Genomic DNA, 19,874 nt, shown 5'->3' with positions numbered 1-19,874 from the left:
TAAACATTCTGAGATTGCAATGTATTTTTATTGTAAAAAAGGGTTTTATTTGTTGACTTTCGCCTTCATCGAAGGTAAATTAAAATTTGAAATAATCGTTAAAGCATTTAACTAAATTAGAGAAAAGAGTGGAGCACTGGATGAAAAAATCAATAACTGGGAGTAGCCACACAGAAGAACAGCCATTCTCGCTAAGAGCTATCATCCCCCCGCTTCTTGCAATTATCGTCGGTATGATTATGGTTATTCTGGATGGTACGGTGGTTAATGTAGCAGTTCCCAAGCTCGTGGACTACTTCGGCTCCGATCTCCAAACGATTCAGTGGGCGATTACAGGGTACACATTAGCTTTAGCGGCTGTAATACCGCTCGCAGGCTGGATGACAGATCGCTTCGGTTCAAAACAGGTGTTTCTGGTGACGCTCACGTTGTTCATTCTTGGCTCCATGTTATGTTCCGTAGCTCAAACTTCTTCGCAGCTTGTTATTTTTCGTGTGATCCAAGGTCTTGGTGGGGGGATGGTTGCTCCCATAGGGATGGCTATGGTTTTTAAGCTGGCTCCAGCAGAAAGAAGAGGGTCGATTATGGGGATGCTAGGAATTCCCATGTTGCTTGCGCCTGCACTTGGCCCAATATTGTCCGGATGGCTTGTTGAATATGTTAGCTGGCATTGGATCTTCTTGATTAACGTGCCGATTGGGATTGTTGGTATTATTCTTGGTGTTAAGTATCTACCCAAGACGGAGAAGATCGGTAAAGGTAACCTCGATATACTAGGCATTATACTGGCTCCGATTGCATTCTCCATGCTGGCTTATGGAGTAAATGAAGGTGGGGCTAATAGTTGGTCATCGACTCCAGCAATTCTCGGGTTATCTGTTGGAGGTGTTGCGCTGATTCTATTTATAATCGTTGAACTGCGGCACAAACAACCATTGCTGGATCTGCGCGTCTTTCGTTCCTCAGATTTCACCCGCGGCATTATCTTAACATGGGTCATGCAAGCCGCATTGTTTGGTTCCATGTTGTTCGTGCCGCTATACTTACAGCAGATTCGGGCTTATACACCACTAGAGACGGGTCTAATTCTGCTTCCGCAAGCTTTAGCTTGTGTAATCGGCATGCCGCTTGGTGGTAAATTGTTTGATAAGATAGGGGCACGACCGCTGGCATTTGTGGGTCTGAGCATCATTACGATTACCTTATTCCTCCTATCAGGGATTACGATTACAACAAGTTTAAACACAATTATGTTGTATCTTGCATTATTAGGATTTGGGATGGGTATAGCGATGATGCCACTCAATACACATGTTCTGAATGCAGCGCCGCGTGAATTGGTGAGCCGGGTCACATCGCTTACAGCAGCGGCACAGCAGGTGGTTGTGGCTTTTGCCGTAGCAGGCTTGACGGGTTATCTGACAAGTCAAATTACTGTGCATATGGGAGCATTGAAAGCAGGAAGCAATCCTTTGACAGCTGCAGTTCTAGGCTTTGATGATGTATTCTTCCTATCTGGCTGTATAGCTGTAGTCGGTGTACTCATGAGTATTATCCTGCGCAAACCGAAGCTTCCTTCAACTGATTCCTCCTCCGAAGAGGGTCAGAAGGCGGATGCAGCAATGATGATGGGACATTAATTCATACGATTATCCTAGATAACATAAAGAGGCGTCGTTCAGCTTGCATAGCTAACGACGCCTCTTTTGTATTAGAAAATCATCCTATAGATGTTCTGGTTTCTTCTGAGTCCATTGAGGGAAGAAATTAACTTTACCGAGTAGCTCCGATGCTACAATCCCTAGTAGTACAAGGGCTGCACCAGCATATCCTTGCATCGATAGCTTTTCAGCGGCGAACCAATAGCCAAACAACGCGGCGAATACCGGCTCTAGGGAGAAGATCAGTCCGGTGCGTGTTGGGGAAGTATATTTCTGAGCAATGGGTTGTAGGATGAAGCCACAGGCACTACAGAGAATCCCAAGCGCGAGGATCGCTATCCAAGCCGGTAAAGTCGAAGGAAGTGAAGGCGTCTCGAACAGTGCCGATAACACTAAAGCAAATCCTCCGGCAAATCCTAACTGCAAGATTCCAATATTCAGTGAATCACATTCTTTCACCGCCTTGCTGGTAAATAAGATCTGTATCGCATAGAACACCGCCGAAAGAACACAGAGGAAGTCACCGGGTTGGATTCTTAATGTAGCGTTTAATGTAAGGAGTCCAATTCCAGCTATAGCGAGTACGGAGCCGAAAACTTGCGGAGGTGCGACTCTTTTTTTGAAAATAACACGATCTAATATCGGTACAAAAATGACTGTCAGGGCTACTAAAAATCCAGCGTTGGAGGTGGTTGTAGTCTTCAGTCCGAACGTTATACATGTGAACACGCCAAGGAGTAAGAATCCGAGTAGAGCACCATATTTCAATGTTTTGATGTCAACTTTTCTTAAACGTTTGTGGAAGATCACTGCGGCTAATATAAAAGCAAGTCCGAAGCGGAGTGCAATCAGGTTGAATTCGCCTAATGTGCCTAAACCCATCTTCATAAATATGTAGGAGGAACCCCAAAATAATGTTACAAATAACAGCATCAGCTCAGCTTTGAGCGGTTTCATCTCTTCATCCATCCTTCTTCATTTTCAACTCAATTTAGTATAATACGGCTCTATACATAAGGTAACTGAATGTTTATCATAGGATACATGAGTAAAACTTATGCAATATATAAAGGTGAGGGATAAAGGTTGAGCATTAATAAGTATGAGATTTTTCTAAAAGTTGTAGAGCTAGGCAGCTTAACAAAAGCAGCAGATGTGCTGGGTTTTACGCAATCTGGAATTAGCCACACGATTAGTAGCCTGGAGATGGAGTTTGGTTTCACGTTATTAATTAGAAATAGATCTGGCGTTAAATTGACGGTAAATGGGGAGCAAGTACTACAGCCTATCCGTGAAATTCTAAAGTGGAATGAAAAATTGAAGCAGGAGGTAGCAGATATACATGGGCTAGAGGTCGGGACCATAACCATTGGTACATTCACCAGTGTATCTGTGCATTGGCTGCCAGGAATGATTAAGCAATTTCGCAGTGAGTACCCCTATATTGAAATCAGGTTGATGGAAGGTGGTTACTTAGAGGTTGAGCAATGGATCGAGGCTGGAGTCGTTGACTGTGGTTTTATTTCTCTGCCTACGCGAGAGAAGTTCGAAGTGATTCCCTTAAAAAAGGACCGGATGTTAGGTATCGTATCCAAAGAAAATCCGCTTAGTGCTGAACCTTTTCTGTCCTTATCCCAAATTGCTAAAGAGGATTTCATCATTCCTAAGGCAGGTTCAGATTATGACGTTAGACGTGTGCTGGATAAGGCAGGCATCAAACCGAATATTAAGTTCTCAGCAGGCGATGACTATGCCATTATGGCCATGGTGGAGAAGGGGCTTGGGATTAGTATTTTGCCAGAGCTTGTATTAACACGTCAGAATTATAATGTAACGATGCTTGAATTGGAGGAACGTAGTTTCAGGTCGCTGGGGATCGCTGTACATTCCATGAAATATGCTTCTCCTGCCACTAAAAAATTCTTGAAGCATGTACAAGCGTGGTTGATGGGGAATCCCTGAACCTTAAGAATACACGGTTTCGAATGAGCAAATCCCCTGATTCATTTCAGGGGATTTATTATTTATAAATATCCAAAATAACGATTGACGAAGAACTTGGTTCATGAGAAAATGTACGCGCGTACATCTAATGAATGCGCTTTCGTAGGAGGGATTTCTATCGCCAGCCGTAAAGAGGTTGCCGAGCTTGCCGGAGTCTCAGAAGCCACAGTCTCTCGCGTGTTAAACAACGTAGGTCCGCTCAAGGAAGAAACGAAGGAACGTGTGTTGGCAGCTGCTCTCCAGCTGGGATATACCCCTAGTTCACTCGCGCAGAGCTTTGCTCGTAGAAGGAGTGGGAACCTGGGTGTAGTAATGCCTTATTTGCCAAAAACTCGATGGTTCTCCACTTATTATTTTTCAGAAATATTAAGTGGAATTGGGAGTAAGGCGCGAGAAGAGGGTTATGATCTGTTAATGCTGTTTCGAAATGCTGAAGAGCCCATGGACTATAGTGAATTGTTTAAGATGCGGAAGATTGATGCTTGTATTGTACTCGGTGCCAAAGAAGAGCCAGGTGAGCTAGACTCACTTCGCCGTTTGAAGGAGGAAGGTCATCCGTATTGCCTGATTAATCAGCATTTTGAAGGGGAAGCTTTTCATGAGGTGGATGCTGATCATGTTGAAGGAAGCTGGCAAGCGGTCAGGCACTTACTGAATCAGGGATTTACAAGGATTGCCTTTTTAAACGGTCCAGCATCTTATTCGAATAGTCGAGATCGTTTAACTGGTTATTTACGCGCTTTGGAGGAGTCGAACCTTCCTTTAGATGATTCACTTTTATTCGAAGGGAATTTCAGTCGTAAAAGCGGTGTTATTGCTGCCAAGGAGATGTTGCCTCTGTTGAATGCGATTGATGCCATTGTAGCCGCGAATGATCGAATGGCTATTGGATTGCAGCAAGGTCTTCAGGAGCTAGGTATCCCAAGGGATCACATCCCAGCCATCGTGGGTTATGATGATTCGGATGCCGCTGAGCTTACCACACCTGCCTTAAGCAGTGTGCGTGTTCCCTTTTATGAGCTGGGCGAAATCGCTGTAACTAAGGTATTAGAATTACTGGGTTGTAGCCCCTCTGAAACATCATCGTCCTCCCAAGTCATCCATATTAAACTGCCGACAGAACTAGTTATACGAGCTTCATCAAAAATTATGAATCCTAAGGAGGAATAAGATGAAACAGCTTCGCATTGGAATGATCGGTTATAAATTTATGGGCAAGGCTCACAGTAATGCTTACCGCAGTTTGCCAATGTTTTTCCCGAAAGCGCTTAAACCTGAGATGTCTGTGATTTGTGGACGTAATGCTGAAGCGCTTGAAGAGGCTGCCACTCAGTTAGGATGGTCGGATTGTGTTACGGATTGGAAAGATCTAATCGCTCGTGAGGATATTGATCTTATTGATATAAATGCTCCCAGTAATGCACATAAGGAGATTGCTCTGGCAGCAGCCAAAGCAGGTAAACATATTTTTTGTGAAAAACCTCTTGCGCTGACCTTGGCGGATTCCCGTGAAATGCTGCAAGCCGCTGAAGATGCAGGGGTTACACATATGGTTGGTTTTAATTATCGCTTTTCACCAGCGGTTAGACTTGCTAAGAAGCTAGTAGAGAGCGGGCGGCTTGGGAAGATCTATCATTTTCGGGCTTGGTTCCTGCAAGACTGGATTATTGATCCGGAGTTCCCGTTAGTGTGGAGATTGCAGAAGGAGATTGCGGGTTCAGGCTCACATGGTGATTTGGGTGCGCATCTCATTGATCTGGCACATTTCTTAGTAGGTGATGTGAAGGAAGTCATCGGCATGAGTGAGACCTTCATTAAAGAACGTCCACTTGCTGCTGAAATGACCGGATTAAGTGCCAAAGGTGATAAGGATGCACCTAAGGGCAAGGTTACAGTGGATGATGCCACATTGTTTTTAGCCCGTTTTGATAACGGTGCCTTAGGTAGTTTTGAAGCTACAAGATTCGCAGCAGGTCATCGCTCTACCAATTCTTTTGAGATCAACGGAAGCCTCGGTAGTGTGAAATTTGATTTCGAGCGAATGAATGAACTCGAGGTTTATTTAAGCTCAGATGCTGAGGATGTACAGGGCTTTCGGCGTGTGCTAGCCACGGATCCTGCGCATGAATATGCGGAGGCTTGGTGGCCGCCGGGTCATACGATTGGTTTTGAACATACGTTTATTCACGAGATGTTGGAGCTTTCCAACGCGATTGAAGAAGGACGTCAGCCTGTACCTAATTTCCATGATGGAGTGAAATGCCAAGCTGTATTAGAAGCCGTAGAACGCTCTATTGAGCAGCGCCGCTGGGTCGATATATCCGAGATGTAATCTATCAAGCTATGGAGTACTGGTATGGTGGAAGAATCTTTTCCCGCGCTTGCAAGTGTGCGGAGGCTAGAGCTTACTGCTACGGAATAATCCTATAGAAAGCACCGTTTGCGAGAGGCAAACGGTGCTGTTTTTTTGTGAACAAAGACCGAATCTCCTATTTCCGAACCCTTGAAGGGGTAATACCTTTATACTGCTTGTACAGCTTGGTAAAATAATTGGGATTGTCGCAGCCGACTCTCCCTGCAATCTCAGTCACTGTAAAATCTGTCTCGAGCAGCAATCGCTCTGCTTCATTTACTCGGCAAAGATTAACATAATCGATGAAGGTTCGTCCTGTTAGCTTCTTAAAGGTTTTGCAGAAATGATATGGATTTAGATTTACGGATCTTGCGGCGCTTTCTACGGTCATTTTGTCATCGAAATGGTTCTCCATGTACTCTAGTAGTGGCTTAAAACGTTCGCGATTAAAGGAGTGACGCTCATTTGTTCTACTGAATACTTGTTCAGGTAGAAAGGTGCGGGCGAGCAGCACAAAGAGTAAATGCAGCTGATTCTTAATGACCAGTTGAAAAGCAGGCCCTTTCTGCAGCACTTCATCAACGATGGTATCCAGAAGAGAATAATAAGTGGAGCAGGTAGGTACAAGCTCTGCAGGTTTGACCGGTAGCTGATAACGATTCTCTAAATAAGGGACTACAAACTGCTCATGCTGTGGATCCTGCTTCCAATCCTTAAATAAAGAACTATGAAATACGACGGAGATAAAACGAACATGATCATCCCGCAGACTGTACCCAACATGCAATCCTCCAGAGGAAACAAACAGTACTTCTCCGGCATGCAGTTCATAGGGCTTACTGTCTATGTGAAAAATGGCGCTGCCTTCTTGCATAATGATGATTTCGAAATGCTCGTGCCAGTGTAAATACAGGATATTCTGACCGATCTTTGCGTTCTTGCATTCATTAAAAAATAATCGGAATGGATACGTTTTTTCTTCTAATTGAGGATATTCTTTAAGATCATTAGGATAACTCATATTTCACACCACTCCCACAAGATACGACTATATAAACACAAGATAATGAGAGTTTTAAGCTCATAAGCAGTATATACTCGGGTTATAGAACTTACTATAAACCAATATTGGAGTGGTCACAAGATGAAGGATACAATGCGAATTGGAACATTAGTGGGTGGCGGCGATGCTGTAAGAGTGATTCCGCAAATTGTAGGACATGGATTTGAATCCTTTAGCTTAACCTTCTGGCAAACTACAGGGGAAACAGATCTCGTGGAAACTGGAAAGCGTGTGCAAGAGCTTGCAGCAGAACATGACTTCGTGATCTCATCTGTTGGGATCTTCGGCAATCCTTTGACGAATACTGGTGATAATTCCGATGCAATCGCGAGCTGGGAGCGACTGATTGATCATGCTCATTTGTTCGGAACGGATATGGTATCAGGTTTTACAGGAAGGCTGCCAGAGGTATCCATTGATGAATCCATTCCGAAGTTTGCCGAGGTGTTTGGGGAGTTGTCCAAAAGAGCGGCGGATCGTGGTTTGCGAATTGCCTTCGAGAACTGTTCCATGGGTGGAGACTGGGGATCAGGTGACTGGAATATAGCTCACAATCCATTAGCTTGGGAGAAGATGTTCAATGCTGTGTCTGCTGATAATATTGGGCTCGAATGGGAGCCATGTCATCAGATGGTCCAATTGATTGATCCGATTCCGCAGCTCCGTAAATGGACAGATAAGATCTTCCATGTACATGGTAAGGATGCCACCATCGCTTGGGATATCGTAAAAGAATATGGTATTCATGGCCCAAATCCTTATGTATGGCACCGTACTCCGGGCTTTGGAGATACGAACTGGACCGATGTAATTTCTATTTTGCGTCAGGCAGGTTATAAAGGTACGATTGATATTGAAGGCTGGCATGATCCTGTTTATCGGGATGAGCTGGAAATGATGGGACAAGTACATGCTTTAAATTATTTAAAACAATGCAGGGGTGGTAGCTTTGTACCTAATCCGCTGTAACCTTAGAGGGGGAGAATTATGACAGCCCAGTACCGTGTAGCGGTTGCAGGTTGCGGAGGAATGGCTAACGCCTGGATTGAATACGCTTTATCACGTTCAGATACTCAAATTGTTGCTCTAGTAGATATACGATTGGAGTCAGCACAAGCGATGTCTGCAAAGCATGAGATTTCCTGTCTAACGTTTACTGACATTAAAGAAGCGATTCAGGCGACTGGAGCTAATCTTGTGTTTGACGTTACAGTTCCGGGAAGCCATTACAGCATTTCCAGCACTGCATTAGAACTCGGATGTAATGTGTTTAGTGAGAAACCACTGGCCGAGACTATGGAAGAGTGCACTAAGATTGTTGAGATCTCAGAAAAAACCGGAAATGCCCATGCTGTGATGCAGAATCGCCGTTATGACCCTCGAATCCGTTCTTTACGCAACTTAATCGAGTCTGATACCATTGGGAGAGTAGGATATATCAGCGCAAGCTTTTTCCTTGGTGCACATTTCGGAGGGTTCCGCGATGTCATGGAAAGTCCTTTGCTGCTGGATATGGCGATTCATACCTTTGATCAGGCACGATTTATAAGTGGAGCCAATCCGATATCCGTTTACTGTCAGGAGTTTAATCCTCCCGGTTCATGGTATAAGGGGAATGCGTCGGCAGTGTGTATCTTTGAGATGTCGGACGGGTCTGTATTTACTTATCAGGGTTCTTGGTGTGCAGAAGGCGCCTCTACCTCATGGGAAGCAGCTTGGCGGATGAATGGGGAAAAAGGAACTGCGATTTGGGATGGTCATGACTTGCCATATGCAGAGGTGGTCGTAGCAGGAGATCAGAGCGATAAATTTATTCGTGACGTGAAGCGTATAAATGGAGAGGCTATTGAGATGAATAAAACCTTCCATCAAGGTTGTCTGGAGGAAATGTTCCTGTCACTAGCGGAAGAGCGTTCTGCAGAGACGAATTGTAGAGATAATCGGTATAGTATGGCAATGGTATTCGGAGCGCTGGAAAGTGCTAAAACAGGCCGGAAAATTGATCTTATCGAGTTCATGAGTGCTTCAGAGCTGTGAAAAGTAGTTGTTGATTTTATCCAAACGATAATGTTCATGTTATGATAGATAAGAACATTATTCGGGGAGGATATTATGTACAAAGCCATTATATTTGATTTGGATAATACATTAATTAATTATAGTGCTTGTGAAATTGAAGCTATGAAAAGAACCTGTAACGATCACAAACTTTTTGTAGAAGATATTGATGCTTGGTCTTTATTTTATGGAGAGTTTTCAGGTCACAATTTTCGCCATTGGATGAACTTTGTTAGCGGAGGAGAGGTGAAGACCATAGGAGAGGTATTGAGATATTCGTTTAGAGACACGCTTAATCTGGAGGAGCTATTTCATAGCAAGTTGTCAGACACTTATTGGGATTATTTTTGCAACTCTTGTTATTTTGAAGAAGGAGCAGAACAGATCTTATCCTCTTTTAAAGATAAATATGATATGGGGATCATCACCAACGGGATCAGTGAAGCGCAAAGAAAAAGACTGCAAGCCGGTAAGATCTATGAAATGTTCAGATCCATAATGATCTCCGATGAAGTAGGAATCAGAAAACCTAATAAAGAGATTTTTGAAATGGCCCTAAAAGATCTACAGCTAAGTAATCACGAGGTTCTGTTTGTTGGGGATTCTTTACAGGATGATTACCATGGTGCTGTGAATTCTGAAATTGACTTCTGCTACTATAATCGCCAAAATATAGAGGTCCCTAATCATCTCAAACCTAACTATATCATTAGTTCTCTTTCGGAACTTGTAGATGTTGTGGGATTGTAGCAATGCCAGCAAGGAGAACTCAAAATGGATATTAGAGCTTACCAAGAATCGGATATTAGTCAGCTGATCTCATTGTTCTATGAGACGGTTCATTCCGTAAACAAACAACATTATTCACAGGAACAGCTTGACGCTTGGGCACCTAAAGAGGATAAGGCCCTCAAACTAAATACTTGGAGAACTTCTTTGCGTCAAAATATTACTTATGTAGCCGAAATTAATGGTTACATCGTTGGCTTTTCAGATATGACGTTGGAAGGACATTTGGATCGTCTATTTGTCCACAAAGATTTCCAAGGCCAAGGCGTAGCCTCTGCTCTCGTGAACAAGCTTGAAAAGAAAGCGAGGGAGCTTGTTCTTCATGAAATGGATACCGAAGCAAGTATTACAGCTAGGCCATTTTTTGAACGACAGGGATACCAGCTTATTTCGGAACAAAGTGTAGAACGAAAAGGGGTTCAGTTAGTTAATTATCGGATGAGTAAAAAACTAATTTAATCAAAAAAGCAGATTGCTATGGTGAGCAGTCTGCTTTTTTATCTAATGAAGGAGGATCAATCAACAAGCTTTATTTAGATGAAGAATAACGATTTATAAAATTAGCGATTCCATTTGGAACGAATTTGTTAACTTCATTATTAAACAAGTCTGTATCCCTGTATAAGTTCAGGAGTACCATCAAAGTTCAAATCTACTAAAGTGAAATAATTGAAGTTATCGTCGTAAGACCTGTCTCTAGTAGCATCTATTAACGTTTTCTTGATATACTCAGAGTAAAGTGTCTTCCATGATTTTGCAGTTTCAGCTTTTGCTGACGCAGTAATTGGAATACTCCCTAATAATAAAAGTAATGTTACTATGATCCATGCAGTTCGCTTCATGACTCATTAGCTCCTTATCATATTACAATGTACTGGAAATTAATATTGCTATTGATAGACAATATATTCCAGTAATAATATGGTATATGAAGGGTATTTAGTCATAAATCAATTTCATTAAAGCCTCCGAGTCAAAACGATCTCCTTGCACTAACCATTGACCATCCACATCAAACATAGTCAGTATTCCCTCCAAAGGGACACGTTTACTTTCTTTGTCATCCTTATCCAACAAAACAAGATCACAAGTGTATTTTAACTCAACAATATCTTTCTTTTGTTCGGAAAGGGTGAATTTTAGGTTATCTGGTTTTAAAGAAAGCTTTTGTTTATTTGCGATTTGATAAGGGATAGTTGTGATTCGGCTCCCCATAGCTTTTTCGGTATAATATTCTGTAAAGTACGGTTTCATTTCTTCATTTCGCGCTAGAATGGATTCCTCAGAAAATAAATCATCAGAAACCTTGATGGTATATTCAACAATTTTGTACTTCTCAGCGGCTTTAGTGGCATCATCCACTTCTGAACTACAGCCCATAATTAACGTTAGGGATAATAAAATCATACTCAATATAAACGGTGATTTACGCATTCGAACACCCCCATGTAATTGATTTTGTATTATTATACTTATATAACCATACATTGGTTTCGCAGATTCAAGAAGAAAATGATTCGATTCCCTAAATATGGTATGGTGTAAATATTACTATCAATAAACATAAAGGGATGGGATACACTTGAGTTTTTTTTCTATTACATACTCACTCTTGGCAACAGACGCATTATTATTACATATTAAAGATCATTATGAGATTCATGAACCAGTTAAACTACAGTATTTTCTTAGAGGGATGAACGATACATATATCTTAGAAACAGCATTAGAAAAATACATCTTTCGTGTTTATCGTGCGGATAGACGGAGTAGATCGGACATTGATTTTGAATTAGAACTATTGAACGATTTGAACGAAAAAGGTATAAACGTCTCCATTCCTATTCCTCGAAAAGATGGAATCATGATTAATGAATTTTTGGTGCCTGAGGGTGTGAGGTATGGCGTTATGTTTAGTTTTGCTGAAGGAAATGAAAAGCCTATTCATGCGGTAGAAGACAGCTACTTATTTGGTCAGTCAGTTGCACAAATCCACAAAGCTACGGATAACTTTAAGAGTGAATATGTGAGAGGTATGCTTGATTTTGAACATTTAATTGAAAAACCGCTTCATACGATTAAACTGCATATGGACCATCGACAAGAGGATTATCAATTCTTGTATGAACTTGTAATGCAATTAAAAGCGCAGATTGAAGTACATCTGGAAGCGGGGCTCGACTGGGGCATCTGCCATGGCGATTTGCATGGAAATACGAATGTGGCCTTTACGGACGAGGGGAAACTAACACATTATGATTTCGATATTTGTGGCTACGGATGGAGAGCCTATGATATCGCAGAGTTTAGATTGGCAAGAGAGATTCATAGCGGCCATAATAAAGATGAAGTTGAACAGTTATGGGCAGCATTTTTAAATGGATACAAGAGTTTAAGAAATCTCAGTGACAATGATATTAGTGCTGTTCCTATGTTTGTTGCGCTTAGACAGCTTTGGCTGTTTGCTTTATGTTTCAGTGAAGGTGAACTTATTGGTGCAGCTGACTTTGACAATGGATTTATCGATAGTAAAATGGATTATTTCAGAAATTTAAAGTTGATCAAATGATCATCGTAGCGATTTTTTGTTAAACTGCGGAAGTAGGAGGGAGAAATATGAACCATAAAATTTTCAAAGAAGTTATAGACTCTGAAGAAGAATTAAGGTCAATGTATGGGTATCCCAGTGAATTGGTAAACAACAAGAGTATAACCCTCATCGATCACCATTGCCGAGATTATATATCCAAGTCACCGTTACTCTTTATAGCAACAAGTGATTCATCTGGCAATTGTGATGTATCTCCGCGTGGGGATGCTGCAGGTTTTGTATATGTGTTAGACGACAAACATTTAGTAATTCCTGAACGACCAGGAAATCGACGGTTTGATTCTTTGCGTAATATCCTGTTAAATTCAAAAGTGGGTCTGATATTCATTATTCCCGGACTTGAAGAAACCTTGAGAATAAATGGACATGCAAGAATTATCAAAGATCAAGAAATAATGGTTCATATGGAGGCTCAAGGTAAACTACCAAAATTGGGCATTGCCGTTGAGGTTGAAGAGTGTTATATGCATTGTGCTAAAGCTTTTAAGAGATCACATCTATGGGATGATACGTATTGGCCGTTAAAAGAAATGCTGCCTAAACCCTCGGTAATCATAGCAGAACATGCGAAGAAACTTGGGCTTTCTCAAGATGATGTATCCAAGTCTTTAAAGGATAGCTATGAGAACCGCTTATATTAGAAATGAGAGGAATAATAGAGATGAGTATAGCTCAAAAGCTCACTGTTGGAAATAAAGTTGGACTTATCGCTTGTTCTGATGGTGTGAGAGTGGAGAACCTATCTAAAGTAGAAGAACTAATTAGAATTATGAAATGAAATTCGTTCGATTTTTGATATTTCAGGTGGGGATTCCGCGAATCAGATCTTGGAATATATCGACTACGATAATATTCGTCTGCATCCGAAGCCTTTTTTCGGAATGAGTGACTGTCGGTTATTTTGAACGCTTTATATACGAAAAGTAATTCGAAATCCTATCATTATCAGATAATGAATCTCGTTTCTTCTGATGGGGCGGAGCAGCAAGCTGCTTTTTATCGAACATTTTTTGAAGGTCATAACGATCTTTATGATTTCGAATATCTTTGGATCCGTGGGAACCAGATGAGCGGGATTGTAATTGGCGGGAATATTCGATGTTTTATGAAGTTAGCAGGAACAAGTTATTTTCCAGACCCTTCGAACAAGATTCTATTCTTAGAGAGTTTAAGTGGTAGAGCGAACAAAATCGTCTCCTTATTTGCTCAGCTACAGCAAGTTAAGTATTTTGATAAATGCGCTGGACTGATTCTTGGATCGTTTACTGAGCTTGAAAGTTATAATGAATTTTCAATCGTCGAAGCTTATGTGAAGGAAATCAGCCGAATTCCTATCGTGAAGACAAGCGAAATCGGGCATGGTAGTAACAGTAAGTGTATTATTATTGGTGAGAATATTACTTTGTAAGAGTAAATTTACTAATGAGGTGTCGATAATGTTGGATTTATTTACTAAAAAACGAATTGAAAAAATATTGTCAGAATACATTGAAGCAAAGATACCAAAGCACATTAGAAACCAAATAAGGCTTAACTATAAGTTCAGAGGGGATAGCGTTACTTTAAATGAAGAAAGACCTGCATATAACAGTGAAGTATGGGTAGAGTTACCCATCGCACAATTTCGATTTGAAGAAAATAAATGGAAGATCTATTGGAGAGATAGCAAGAAAAAGTGGCATTTTGTCGATGATTTTGCCCCCCAAGATGATTTTGAAAAACAACTGGAAATTGTTGATAACGATAGTAGAGGAATGTTCTGGGGTTAAGCACATTAAGGAGGGGTATGATGTCAACACACGACTATCTATCTAAAGAAGAACTGAAAAATGCGATTCATATCGCATATCTGTCTCTAGATCATGAATTTGATTATATTGATGAGTCTCAAAAAGATATTCGTTTGGAAGGGGTCGATCGTACTCCAGCAGAAAACCTTGCCTATCAATTGGGTTGGTTGAACCTTGTGATGAAATGGGATAGGGATGAAAAAGCAGGGGGTACTGTCATTACACCTTCACCGGACTATAAATGGAATCAACTTGGCGGCTTATATCAATCGTATTATCATACGTATGCTGCTTACTCATTAGACGAATTAAGATCTTTATTAAAAGAAACAGAACAGCAATGGCAGGACTGGATTGATTCTTTAAGTGATGAAGAACTCTTTACGCAAGGCGTCCGGAAATGGACAGGGAATAATCCGAGATGGCCTATGGTCAAATGGATTCATATCAATTCAGTTGCACCGTTCAAGACTTTTCGTTCGAAAATTCGTAAATGGAAAAAACTCAATCGAATTAGCTCAACATAATAACCGCAGATCAAGCCATTGTCTAAGAGAAGAAATCTCTGAAGCAGAGGCTTTTTTCATATAAATAGAAGGGATTTAGATTGGCTTTATGTGGAGGAGATGGGATTAGTGGAAGAGAATGTATACTAGACGCGCTAGTCCAACCATTCTATATTCAATCGCCTCAGGCATAGATTAAAGAGTAAAGATAAGGTTCCTGTATGGTTTGATAAAGATGCTTTCTATGATCCCTCACAAGTAAAAGAAAATTATGAGATCGCCCATTCAGAAGTTACTAGATGGCTTGGGATCATAGGAAAAATAGGTTTAGCGGAACTTATTGAGGGATTAAATAAAGGCGGAGGGTTTAATGAACTGTATAAAGCAATTGAATCCTGTAGATAAGGGAGGTTAAGATGAAAAAAATATTTATAATAATTCTAACCTTAATTACATTAATACCTATAGGTTCTGTGTATGCGGACTGGGCCTATTCTTTTGTTGTGTACTCGGGTGATATTTATGAAATATCACCCGACGAACTCGTACCTTCGGATAAAATCGACAAGAAGATAGGGCAAGTAACACGATATTCTGATCACGAAGGTACGTATAACGGCAACTTTTCAAATACTTACCCTAAGGGCACGCCATATTATTCGATTAAGAATATCGATCCAAAAGAAATCATTGCCATTAAGACCAACGAAGCTGAATTTGTCAAAGCCATTAATAAAGGTCGATATGCCAATGGTCAATTGGAAAGTAAAACAACCTGGATTTCTATACTAGGGTCTTTAGTTATTGTGTTATTAATAATATGGATAATGAAACGAAAGAAATCAGTGCTGTAGAGCTATCCGTTATGCCAATAAAAAGTATAATGTGAATGCTGCTGAAAGCCTAAAGACTTATAAAAAGGATCATCGGAGATAACATATGCTCTTTTTGCTCCCAAGGCGTAGCATCTTTTTAAGGATTCTGAAAGCAGTGCTTTAGCGATTCCCTTAGACCGATATTCCGGAATGGTACATACAGGTTCAACATACGCGTAATCTGTTTTTGTACTAAACGATAAGCCGCAGTATGCAACATATTCCCCGTTTTCATTTTGGGCAGCGATATGTAAGGTAGGATTCAAGTTTGGTGCCGACAACATTACTTTTTGTTTAATCATCGAAGTTTCATCGGTGGGTACAGGTCCTTCGTTGTTAAAGCCCTCCCACAGCACTTTTTGATGTTTATATAAGTCGTTTTGGATATCCAGATTCTTAATTGTTATGCCTTTGGGAGTTATGGAATCAAGGTTAACCTTCTCCAATGTGATTTCAAGGATGTTCTCAGTCAGATCATTCTTTACAAATTTCCAACGGTGTAATAAGTCTAATGTTCTAGCATCCAAATCATTCACTGCGATCCCAAGTCCGTGTTCATTGTTGAAATTAGTTAGGGTATATTCTAAAATTTCTTCTTTTAGCGCCTCAAATCCTGGTTTAGTTGCAAAAAATGCTTCGCCAAAATAGTGGTCATAGATCGCAACACCTACTAAATCATCACCATTAAACCACAAACCAATTTTGTCCGTTAAGTTACTATCAAAGTCAGGATGAAAAAACATCCATTCCCACCTTGCCCAATTCCAATTCATATGAGTGCGGTCATCATTTGATAAATCAATCAAAAAACCACAAACTTTATTATAATCGGAATTCTCGAAATTCCTAAATATAACGCCCATTTCAATCCCCCTTCAAAATACTAATCACTACCTATCGATTATACTATGTCCCTTAAACCGTTCACTGGAAAAGACAACTTTAATTGTAATCTACAGAGCCAATGTAATAGGAGGAATGGATAACCCATGACAACCAAAAGAATACAAACCATTGAAAAGATCTTTAAAAAAACTACAAGTTCTAAACAAATTCATGAAGGCGTCCTATTTGTAGAGAATACTGATGGCGACTTCTCTTACAGTAAGGGATATGGGGGTAAAGATATGGACTCCCCTTTGCTTATGGCCAGTATCACCAAGCTATTTACTACCACTTGTATTATAGCTTTACTGGAGAAGGGCCAACTTTCCTTGGAGGATAGGCTTTCAAAGTATTTTGATAAAGCGCTGTTAAGTAGTATTCATGTGTATGGTGGTAAAGAATATTCATTTGATCTGACACTGTCTGATTTGTTGTTTCAGGTCAGTGGGTTACCGGATGTGTTTGAGGAAGGAAAAGATAGTGTTAAGAGTCGTGCCATTGAGGAGGATTATTACACAACCTTCAGTGAGCAAGTGGTGATGGTAAAGAAGCTGAAGCCACATTTTGCACCTCGAACTAAGAGAAAAGCATACTATGCCGATATTAACTTTGATATGCTTGGTGAAATTATTGAGAAGACAACAAATACAACATTAGCAGAAGCATATAAGAAATACATATTTGAACCACTAGCACTCGAGAGTACATATCTCCCTGAACATGAAAATGATTTTATACCGAATATCTATTATAAGGATAAATCTATTTATCGACCCAAAGTAATTAGAAGTAGCCGTGCGAGTGGAGGCTGTATCACCACTGCTCGTGAATTAATGATATTTATGAAGGCTTTCTTTGGTGGCGAGCTGTTTAATAAAGTGATATTTGAAAAACTAACGGCATCTAATAAACTTCAAGCGTCAATGGGACCTATCTATTATGGCAGTGGTTACATGAGGATTCCTTTGGATGGGTTGATTACGCTTTTTATGGGCAAGGGTGAGTTAATGGGGCATTCTGGTTCAACAGGGTCGTTTGCCTTTTTTTATCCGGTTAAAGATATATTTATGGTGGGGGATTTGAACCAGATGGGGAATGCTGCACTACCTATAAGGCTATCCATGAAGCTTGCAATGATGACGAAATGATTATGAGAAGGTGGATGTAATGGAAAATGTATCGAGTTTAATCGAAAAGTTATCCTGGGGCACACCCGAAGAGGAAAAGGAAGATGCAATTCATAAGCTGCAAAATATTAAGGAAGAGGATCTTCATTTATTATTGCAGCCCATTTCAAAAGATTATTGGGATGGAGCAGCTGAAACAGTAGTGCGTTTAGGATATCCACGTGTGAAAAGCATATTGTCGGGTTTACTTGAATGGATACAAGATAGGAATTGGCCAGGCGCGGGGCAAATAGGTGTTTTTTTACTTGAAATAGGGGATCCGGTGATTCCATATGTTAAAGATATACTAAATCAACACAGTGATGATCAAGAATGGGTGTACTGGATATTTGAAGTATTAATTAATCATTGGAATACGGTACAAGTCCTACAGATACAAGCAGAATTAATTAAGATTTCACAGGAAAAAGCCAACGACCTTTCGGCGTTGAGAATCTTATTAACTCACGCTATATACGCAAAAGATGTGGTCTGTGAAATAATCCAGTGTAAAAAAGATGTCATTGCTTTTGAACTCAAGGAACTTCATAATACTCATCCTGAAATTGATTGTGAAGCTCTTAAAAAAGAATTCAATGAAATAATCATCAAGCAGCCTAATTTGATTAAATCATTTCTTGAGCACAATAAAGACCGTTTTTTATATGTAATGCGATATCTAACCCCCAAGAGTATTTAAGTGAGATTGCGATTTTTACAGCTGAGTTTCTCACTTCATGAAGTTATCAGATTTACTGAAATTAATTTAAAGGAGACTTACCAGTGAACAACATCAAAGTGTTTCATTATGATGCGTTTTCTCCCTATCCGAACAAAGGGAATCCCGCGGGAGTAGTATTAGAAGCTGATCATTTGAGCGAAAGTGAAATGCAATCCATCGCTCACAAGGTCGGATTTAACGAAACAGTTTTTGTAGTCTCATCAGATGTAGCTGATTTAAGGCTTAAGTATTTTACGCCAGGCCATGAGATCAATCTTTGTGGACATGCTACAATGGCATCTTTATTTGCTTTAAAAACAAAGGGTATTCTTGGAGAGGCTAGCTCGGTAAAGATCGAAACAAACGTGGGTGTGCTACCCATCCAATTCAGTATGGACAACAATAATCACTTACTAATAAAAATGAAGCAAGATCAACCGAAGTATATTGAATTTAACGGCGATAGAGCGAGGCTTGCACACGCCATAGGTTTAACCCTTGATGAGATAGAAGAGGATCTGCCTATTGTTTATGGCTGTACTGGCGCATGGACTCTATTAGTCCCGATTAAGAGAATAGATAGCTTTAATAAAATGAAACCGATAAACTCGTTGTTTCCAGATATTTTGACGCAGCTTCCAAAAGCATCGGTTCACCCATTTTCACTCCAAACGCTTGATCCGCACGCTTTAATGCATGCCAGACATTTCTCATCTCCTTATTCAGGAACCGTTGAGGATCCAGTAACAGGTACAGCATCGGGAGTTATGGGGGCCTATTATTTAAAATATATTGATCCGCATATGGACTCGATTCAATTTGATGTAGAACAAGGACAAGAAATCGGTAGAGATGGGAAAGTAAATGTAGAAGTGTATCGATTAGATTCTGATAGAATAGATGTCTTTATTTCTGGAACTGCGGTGTTTGTGGGGGAGGTAGATTTATGGAAATGATAAAATATACTCAGCTTGGAGTGTATGGAGTCTTAGTGAAGAACGATAAAGTTTTACTAATTAAGAAAGCGAGAGGTCCTCATACGGGAAAGTGGGACTTTCCAGGGGGGTCTATTGAGTTTGGTGAGGAACCGTATGAAACCCTTAAGAGAGAATTTTGGGAAGAGACCGGAATTACAAGTTTAAAAGGGGTGCTTCATGATTCCATTTCCTATACGTTAATTTATCCTTACAATGATACCCAGTTAGAAGAGTTACACCATATAGGGATCATATATAATGTTTCATTGTTAGATATGAACTTTGAGCTTAAGATCGAAGGGGACGGACAAGACTCTGAGGGGTCACAGTGGATAGAAATCAAACAATTAAACAACCTTGCTTTAACACCTTTTGTGAAGAAAATAATGCTGGGTCATTATTAGAACTTTAATGA

At 40.4% G+C, this 19,874-nt stretch carries 24 protein-coding genes; 19 read left to right on the top strand and 5 right to left on the bottom strand.

Annotated elements, in window-relative coordinates; translation table 11 throughout:
• The first annotated feature begins 140 nt into the window (after nt 1–140).
• Entirely contained in the window at nt 141–1,640 is a 1,500-nt protein-coding gene (locus tag UQ64_RS13705) for a DHA2 family efflux MFS transporter permease subunit (RefSeq protein WP_060624020.1), read from the top strand.
• Between the two features lie 84 nt (nt 1,641–1,724).
• On the opposite strand, the gene UQ64_RS13700 is transcribed toward UQ64_RS13705, so the two are convergent.
• Complete coding sequence (locus UQ64_RS13700) at nt 1,725–2,618, bottom strand: DMT family transporter (protein WP_060624142.1); 894 nt, start codon at nt 2,616–2,618, stop codon at nt 1,725–1,727.
• Nucleotides 2,619–2,747: 129 nt separating this feature from the next.
• Between UQ64_RS13700 and UQ64_RS13695 the strand changes: the two genes are divergently transcribed.
• The 3 genes from UQ64_RS13695 to UQ64_RS13685 all read left to right on the top strand — a co-directional run bounded on the left by UQ64_RS13695 (nt 2,748) and on the right by UQ64_RS13685 (nt 5,997).
• Nucleotides 2,748–3,623: a LysR family transcriptional regulator gene (locus tag UQ64_RS13695; RefSeq protein WP_060624019.1), complete on the top strand. Its 876-nt coding sequence runs from the start codon at nt 2,748–2,750 to the stop codon at nt 3,621–3,623.
• Nucleotides 3,624–3,734: 111 nt separating this feature from the next.
• Nucleotides 3,735–4,835 (top strand): LacI family DNA-binding transcriptional regulator, encoded by a 1,101-nt coding sequence (locus UQ64_RS13690; RefSeq protein WP_209445800.1) that lies wholly within the window; start codon nt 3,735–3,737, stop codon nt 4,833–4,835.
• A 1-nt stretch (nt 4,836) separates the two neighbouring features.
• Entirely contained in the window at nt 4,837–5,997 is a 1,161-nt protein-coding gene (locus UQ64_RS13685) for a Gfo/Idh/MocA family protein (RefSeq protein WP_060624018.1), read from the top strand.
• A 157-nt stretch (nt 5,998–6,154) separates the two neighbouring features.
• Here UQ64_RS13685 and UQ64_RS13680 read toward each other — a convergent pair whose 3' ends face one another.
• Nucleotides 6,155–7,039 carry a helix-turn-helix domain-containing protein gene (locus UQ64_RS13680; RefSeq protein WP_060624017.1) on the bottom strand — a complete coding sequence of 295 codons (885 nt, stop codon included), beginning with the start codon at nt 7,037–7,039 and terminating at the stop codon, nt 6,155–6,157.
• 123 nt (nt 7,040–7,162) lie between these two features.
• Between UQ64_RS13680 and UQ64_RS13675 the strand changes: the two genes are divergently transcribed.
• The 4 genes from UQ64_RS13675 to UQ64_RS13660 all read left to right on the top strand — a co-directional run bounded on the left by UQ64_RS13675 (nt 7,163) and on the right by UQ64_RS13660 (nt 10,387).
• A complete protein-coding gene (locus tag UQ64_RS13675) occupies nt 7,163–8,050 on the top strand; it encodes a sugar phosphate isomerase/epimerase family protein (protein ID WP_060624016.1) in 888 nt (295 codons plus the stop codon).
• Between the two features lie 18 nt (nt 8,051–8,068).
• The gene (locus tag UQ64_RS13670) at nt 8,069–9,118 is read left to right on the top strand and encodes a Gfo/Idh/MocA family protein (RefSeq protein WP_060624015.1); all 1,050 of its coding nucleotides are present in this window, start codon (nt 8,069–8,071) and stop codon (nt 9,116–9,118) included.
• A gap of 75 nt (nt 9,119–9,193) precedes the next feature.
• On the top strand, nt 9,194–9,889 hold the full coding sequence (locus UQ64_RS13665) for an HAD family hydrolase (RefSeq protein ID WP_060624014.1): 696 nt from the start codon (nt 9,194–9,196) through the stop codon (nt 9,887–9,889).
• Between the two features lie 24 nt (nt 9,890–9,913).
• Entirely contained in the window at nt 9,914–10,387 is a 474-nt protein-coding gene (locus UQ64_RS13660) for a GNAT family N-acetyltransferase (RefSeq protein WP_060624013.1), read from the top strand.
• Between the two features lie 140 nt (nt 10,388–10,527).
• On the opposite strand, the gene UQ64_RS13655 is transcribed toward UQ64_RS13660, so the two are convergent.
• On the bottom strand, nt 10,528–10,770 hold the full coding sequence (locus UQ64_RS13655) for a hypothetical protein (protein WP_060624012.1): 243 nt from the start codon (nt 10,768–10,770) through the stop codon (nt 10,528–10,530).
• Nucleotides 10,771–10,867: 97 nt separating this feature from the next.
• On the bottom strand, nt 10,868–11,362 hold the full coding sequence (locus UQ64_RS13650) for a hypothetical protein (RefSeq protein ID WP_060624011.1): 495 nt from the start codon (nt 11,360–11,362) through the stop codon (nt 10,868–10,870).
• Between the two features lie 148 nt (nt 11,363–11,510).
• Between UQ64_RS13650 and UQ64_RS13645 the strand changes: the two genes are divergently transcribed.
• The 7 genes from UQ64_RS13645 (at nt 11,511) to UQ64_RS31665 (ending at nt 15,689) form a co-directional block, all read left to right on the top strand.
• Nucleotides 11,511–12,497 carry a phosphotransferase enzyme family protein gene (locus UQ64_RS13645; protein ID WP_060624010.1) on the top strand — a complete coding sequence of 329 codons (987 nt, stop codon included), beginning with the start codon at nt 11,511–11,513 and terminating at the stop codon, nt 12,495–12,497.
• 47 nt (nt 12,498–12,544) lie between these two features.
• Nucleotides 12,545–13,180, top strand: coding sequence for a pyridoxamine 5'-phosphate oxidase family protein (locus UQ64_RS13640; protein WP_060624009.1), 636 nt, complete (start codon nt 12,545–12,547; stop codon nt 13,178–13,180).
• 138 nt (nt 13,181–13,318) lie between these two features.
• A complete protein-coding gene (locus tag UQ64_RS32875) occupies nt 13,319–13,444 on the top strand; it encodes an LD-carboxypeptidase (protein WP_209445799.1) in 126 nt (41 codons plus the stop codon).
• A gap of 47 nt (nt 13,445–13,491) precedes the next feature.
• Entirely contained in the window at nt 13,492–13,947 is a 456-nt protein-coding gene (locus UQ64_RS31670; RefSeq protein WP_245237962.1) for a S66 peptidase family protein, read from the top strand.
• A 28-nt stretch (nt 13,948–13,975) separates the two neighbouring features.
• Nucleotides 13,976–14,308 carry a DUF3024 domain-containing protein gene (locus tag UQ64_RS13630; RefSeq protein WP_245237961.1) on the top strand — a complete coding sequence of 111 codons (333 nt, stop codon included), beginning with the start codon at nt 13,976–13,978 and terminating at the stop codon, nt 14,306–14,308.
• A gap of 20 nt (nt 14,309–14,328) precedes the next feature.
• The gene (locus tag UQ64_RS13625; protein ID WP_060624006.1) at nt 14,329–14,856 is read left to right on the top strand and encodes a ClbS/DfsB family four-helix bundle protein; all 528 of its coding nucleotides are present in this window, start codon (nt 14,329–14,331) and stop codon (nt 14,854–14,856) included.
• A 395-nt stretch (nt 14,857–15,251) separates the two neighbouring features.
• Nucleotides 15,252–15,689 carry an LPXTG cell wall anchor domain-containing protein gene (locus UQ64_RS31665; protein WP_209445791.1) on the top strand — a complete coding sequence of 146 codons (438 nt, stop codon included), beginning with the start codon at nt 15,252–15,254 and terminating at the stop codon, nt 15,687–15,689.
• 2 nt (nt 15,690–15,691) lie between these two features.
• Here the strand turns inward: UQ64_RS31665 and UQ64_RS13615 are convergent, their stop codons facing one another.
• Entirely contained in the window at nt 15,692–16,573 is an 882-nt protein-coding gene (locus UQ64_RS13615) for a GNAT family N-acetyltransferase (RefSeq protein ID WP_060624005.1), read from the bottom strand.
• Nucleotides 16,574–16,699: 126 nt separating this feature from the next.
• Between UQ64_RS13615 and UQ64_RS13610 the strand changes: the two genes are divergently transcribed.
• From UQ64_RS13610 to UQ64_RS13595, 4 genes are all read left to right on the top strand, one after another.
• Nucleotides 16,700–17,743, top strand: coding sequence for a serine hydrolase domain-containing protein (locus UQ64_RS13610; protein WP_060624004.1), 1,044 nt, complete (start codon nt 16,700–16,702; stop codon nt 17,741–17,743).
• Nucleotides 17,744–17,762: 19 nt separating this feature from the next.
• On the top strand, nt 17,763–18,461 hold the full coding sequence (locus UQ64_RS13605) for a DUF5071 domain-containing protein (protein WP_060624003.1): 699 nt from the start codon (nt 17,763–17,765) through the stop codon (nt 18,459–18,461).
• Between the two features lie 83 nt (nt 18,462–18,544).
• Nucleotides 18,545–19,438 carry a PhzF family phenazine biosynthesis isomerase gene (locus UQ64_RS13600; protein WP_060624002.1) on the top strand — a complete coding sequence of 298 codons (894 nt, stop codon included), beginning with the start codon at nt 18,545–18,547 and terminating at the stop codon, nt 19,436–19,438.
• On the top strand, nt 19,429–19,863 hold the full coding sequence (locus UQ64_RS13595) for an NUDIX hydrolase (protein WP_245237960.1): 435 nt from the start codon (nt 19,429–19,431) through the stop codon (nt 19,861–19,863). Before UQ64_RS13600 ends, UQ64_RS13595 begins: the two co-directional genes overlap by 10 nt.
• The last annotated feature ends 11 nt before the right edge of the window (nt 19,864–19,874 follow it).

This window comes from Paenibacillus etheri, from assembly GCF_001012825.1.
GTDB classification, from domain to species: domain Bacteria; phylum Bacillota; class Bacilli; order Paenibacillales; family Paenibacillaceae; genus Paenibacillus_AQ; species Paenibacillus_AQ etheri.
Note: the sequence above shows the minus strand (reverse complement) of the source record. Positions and strands in the feature narration are given on the sequence as shown.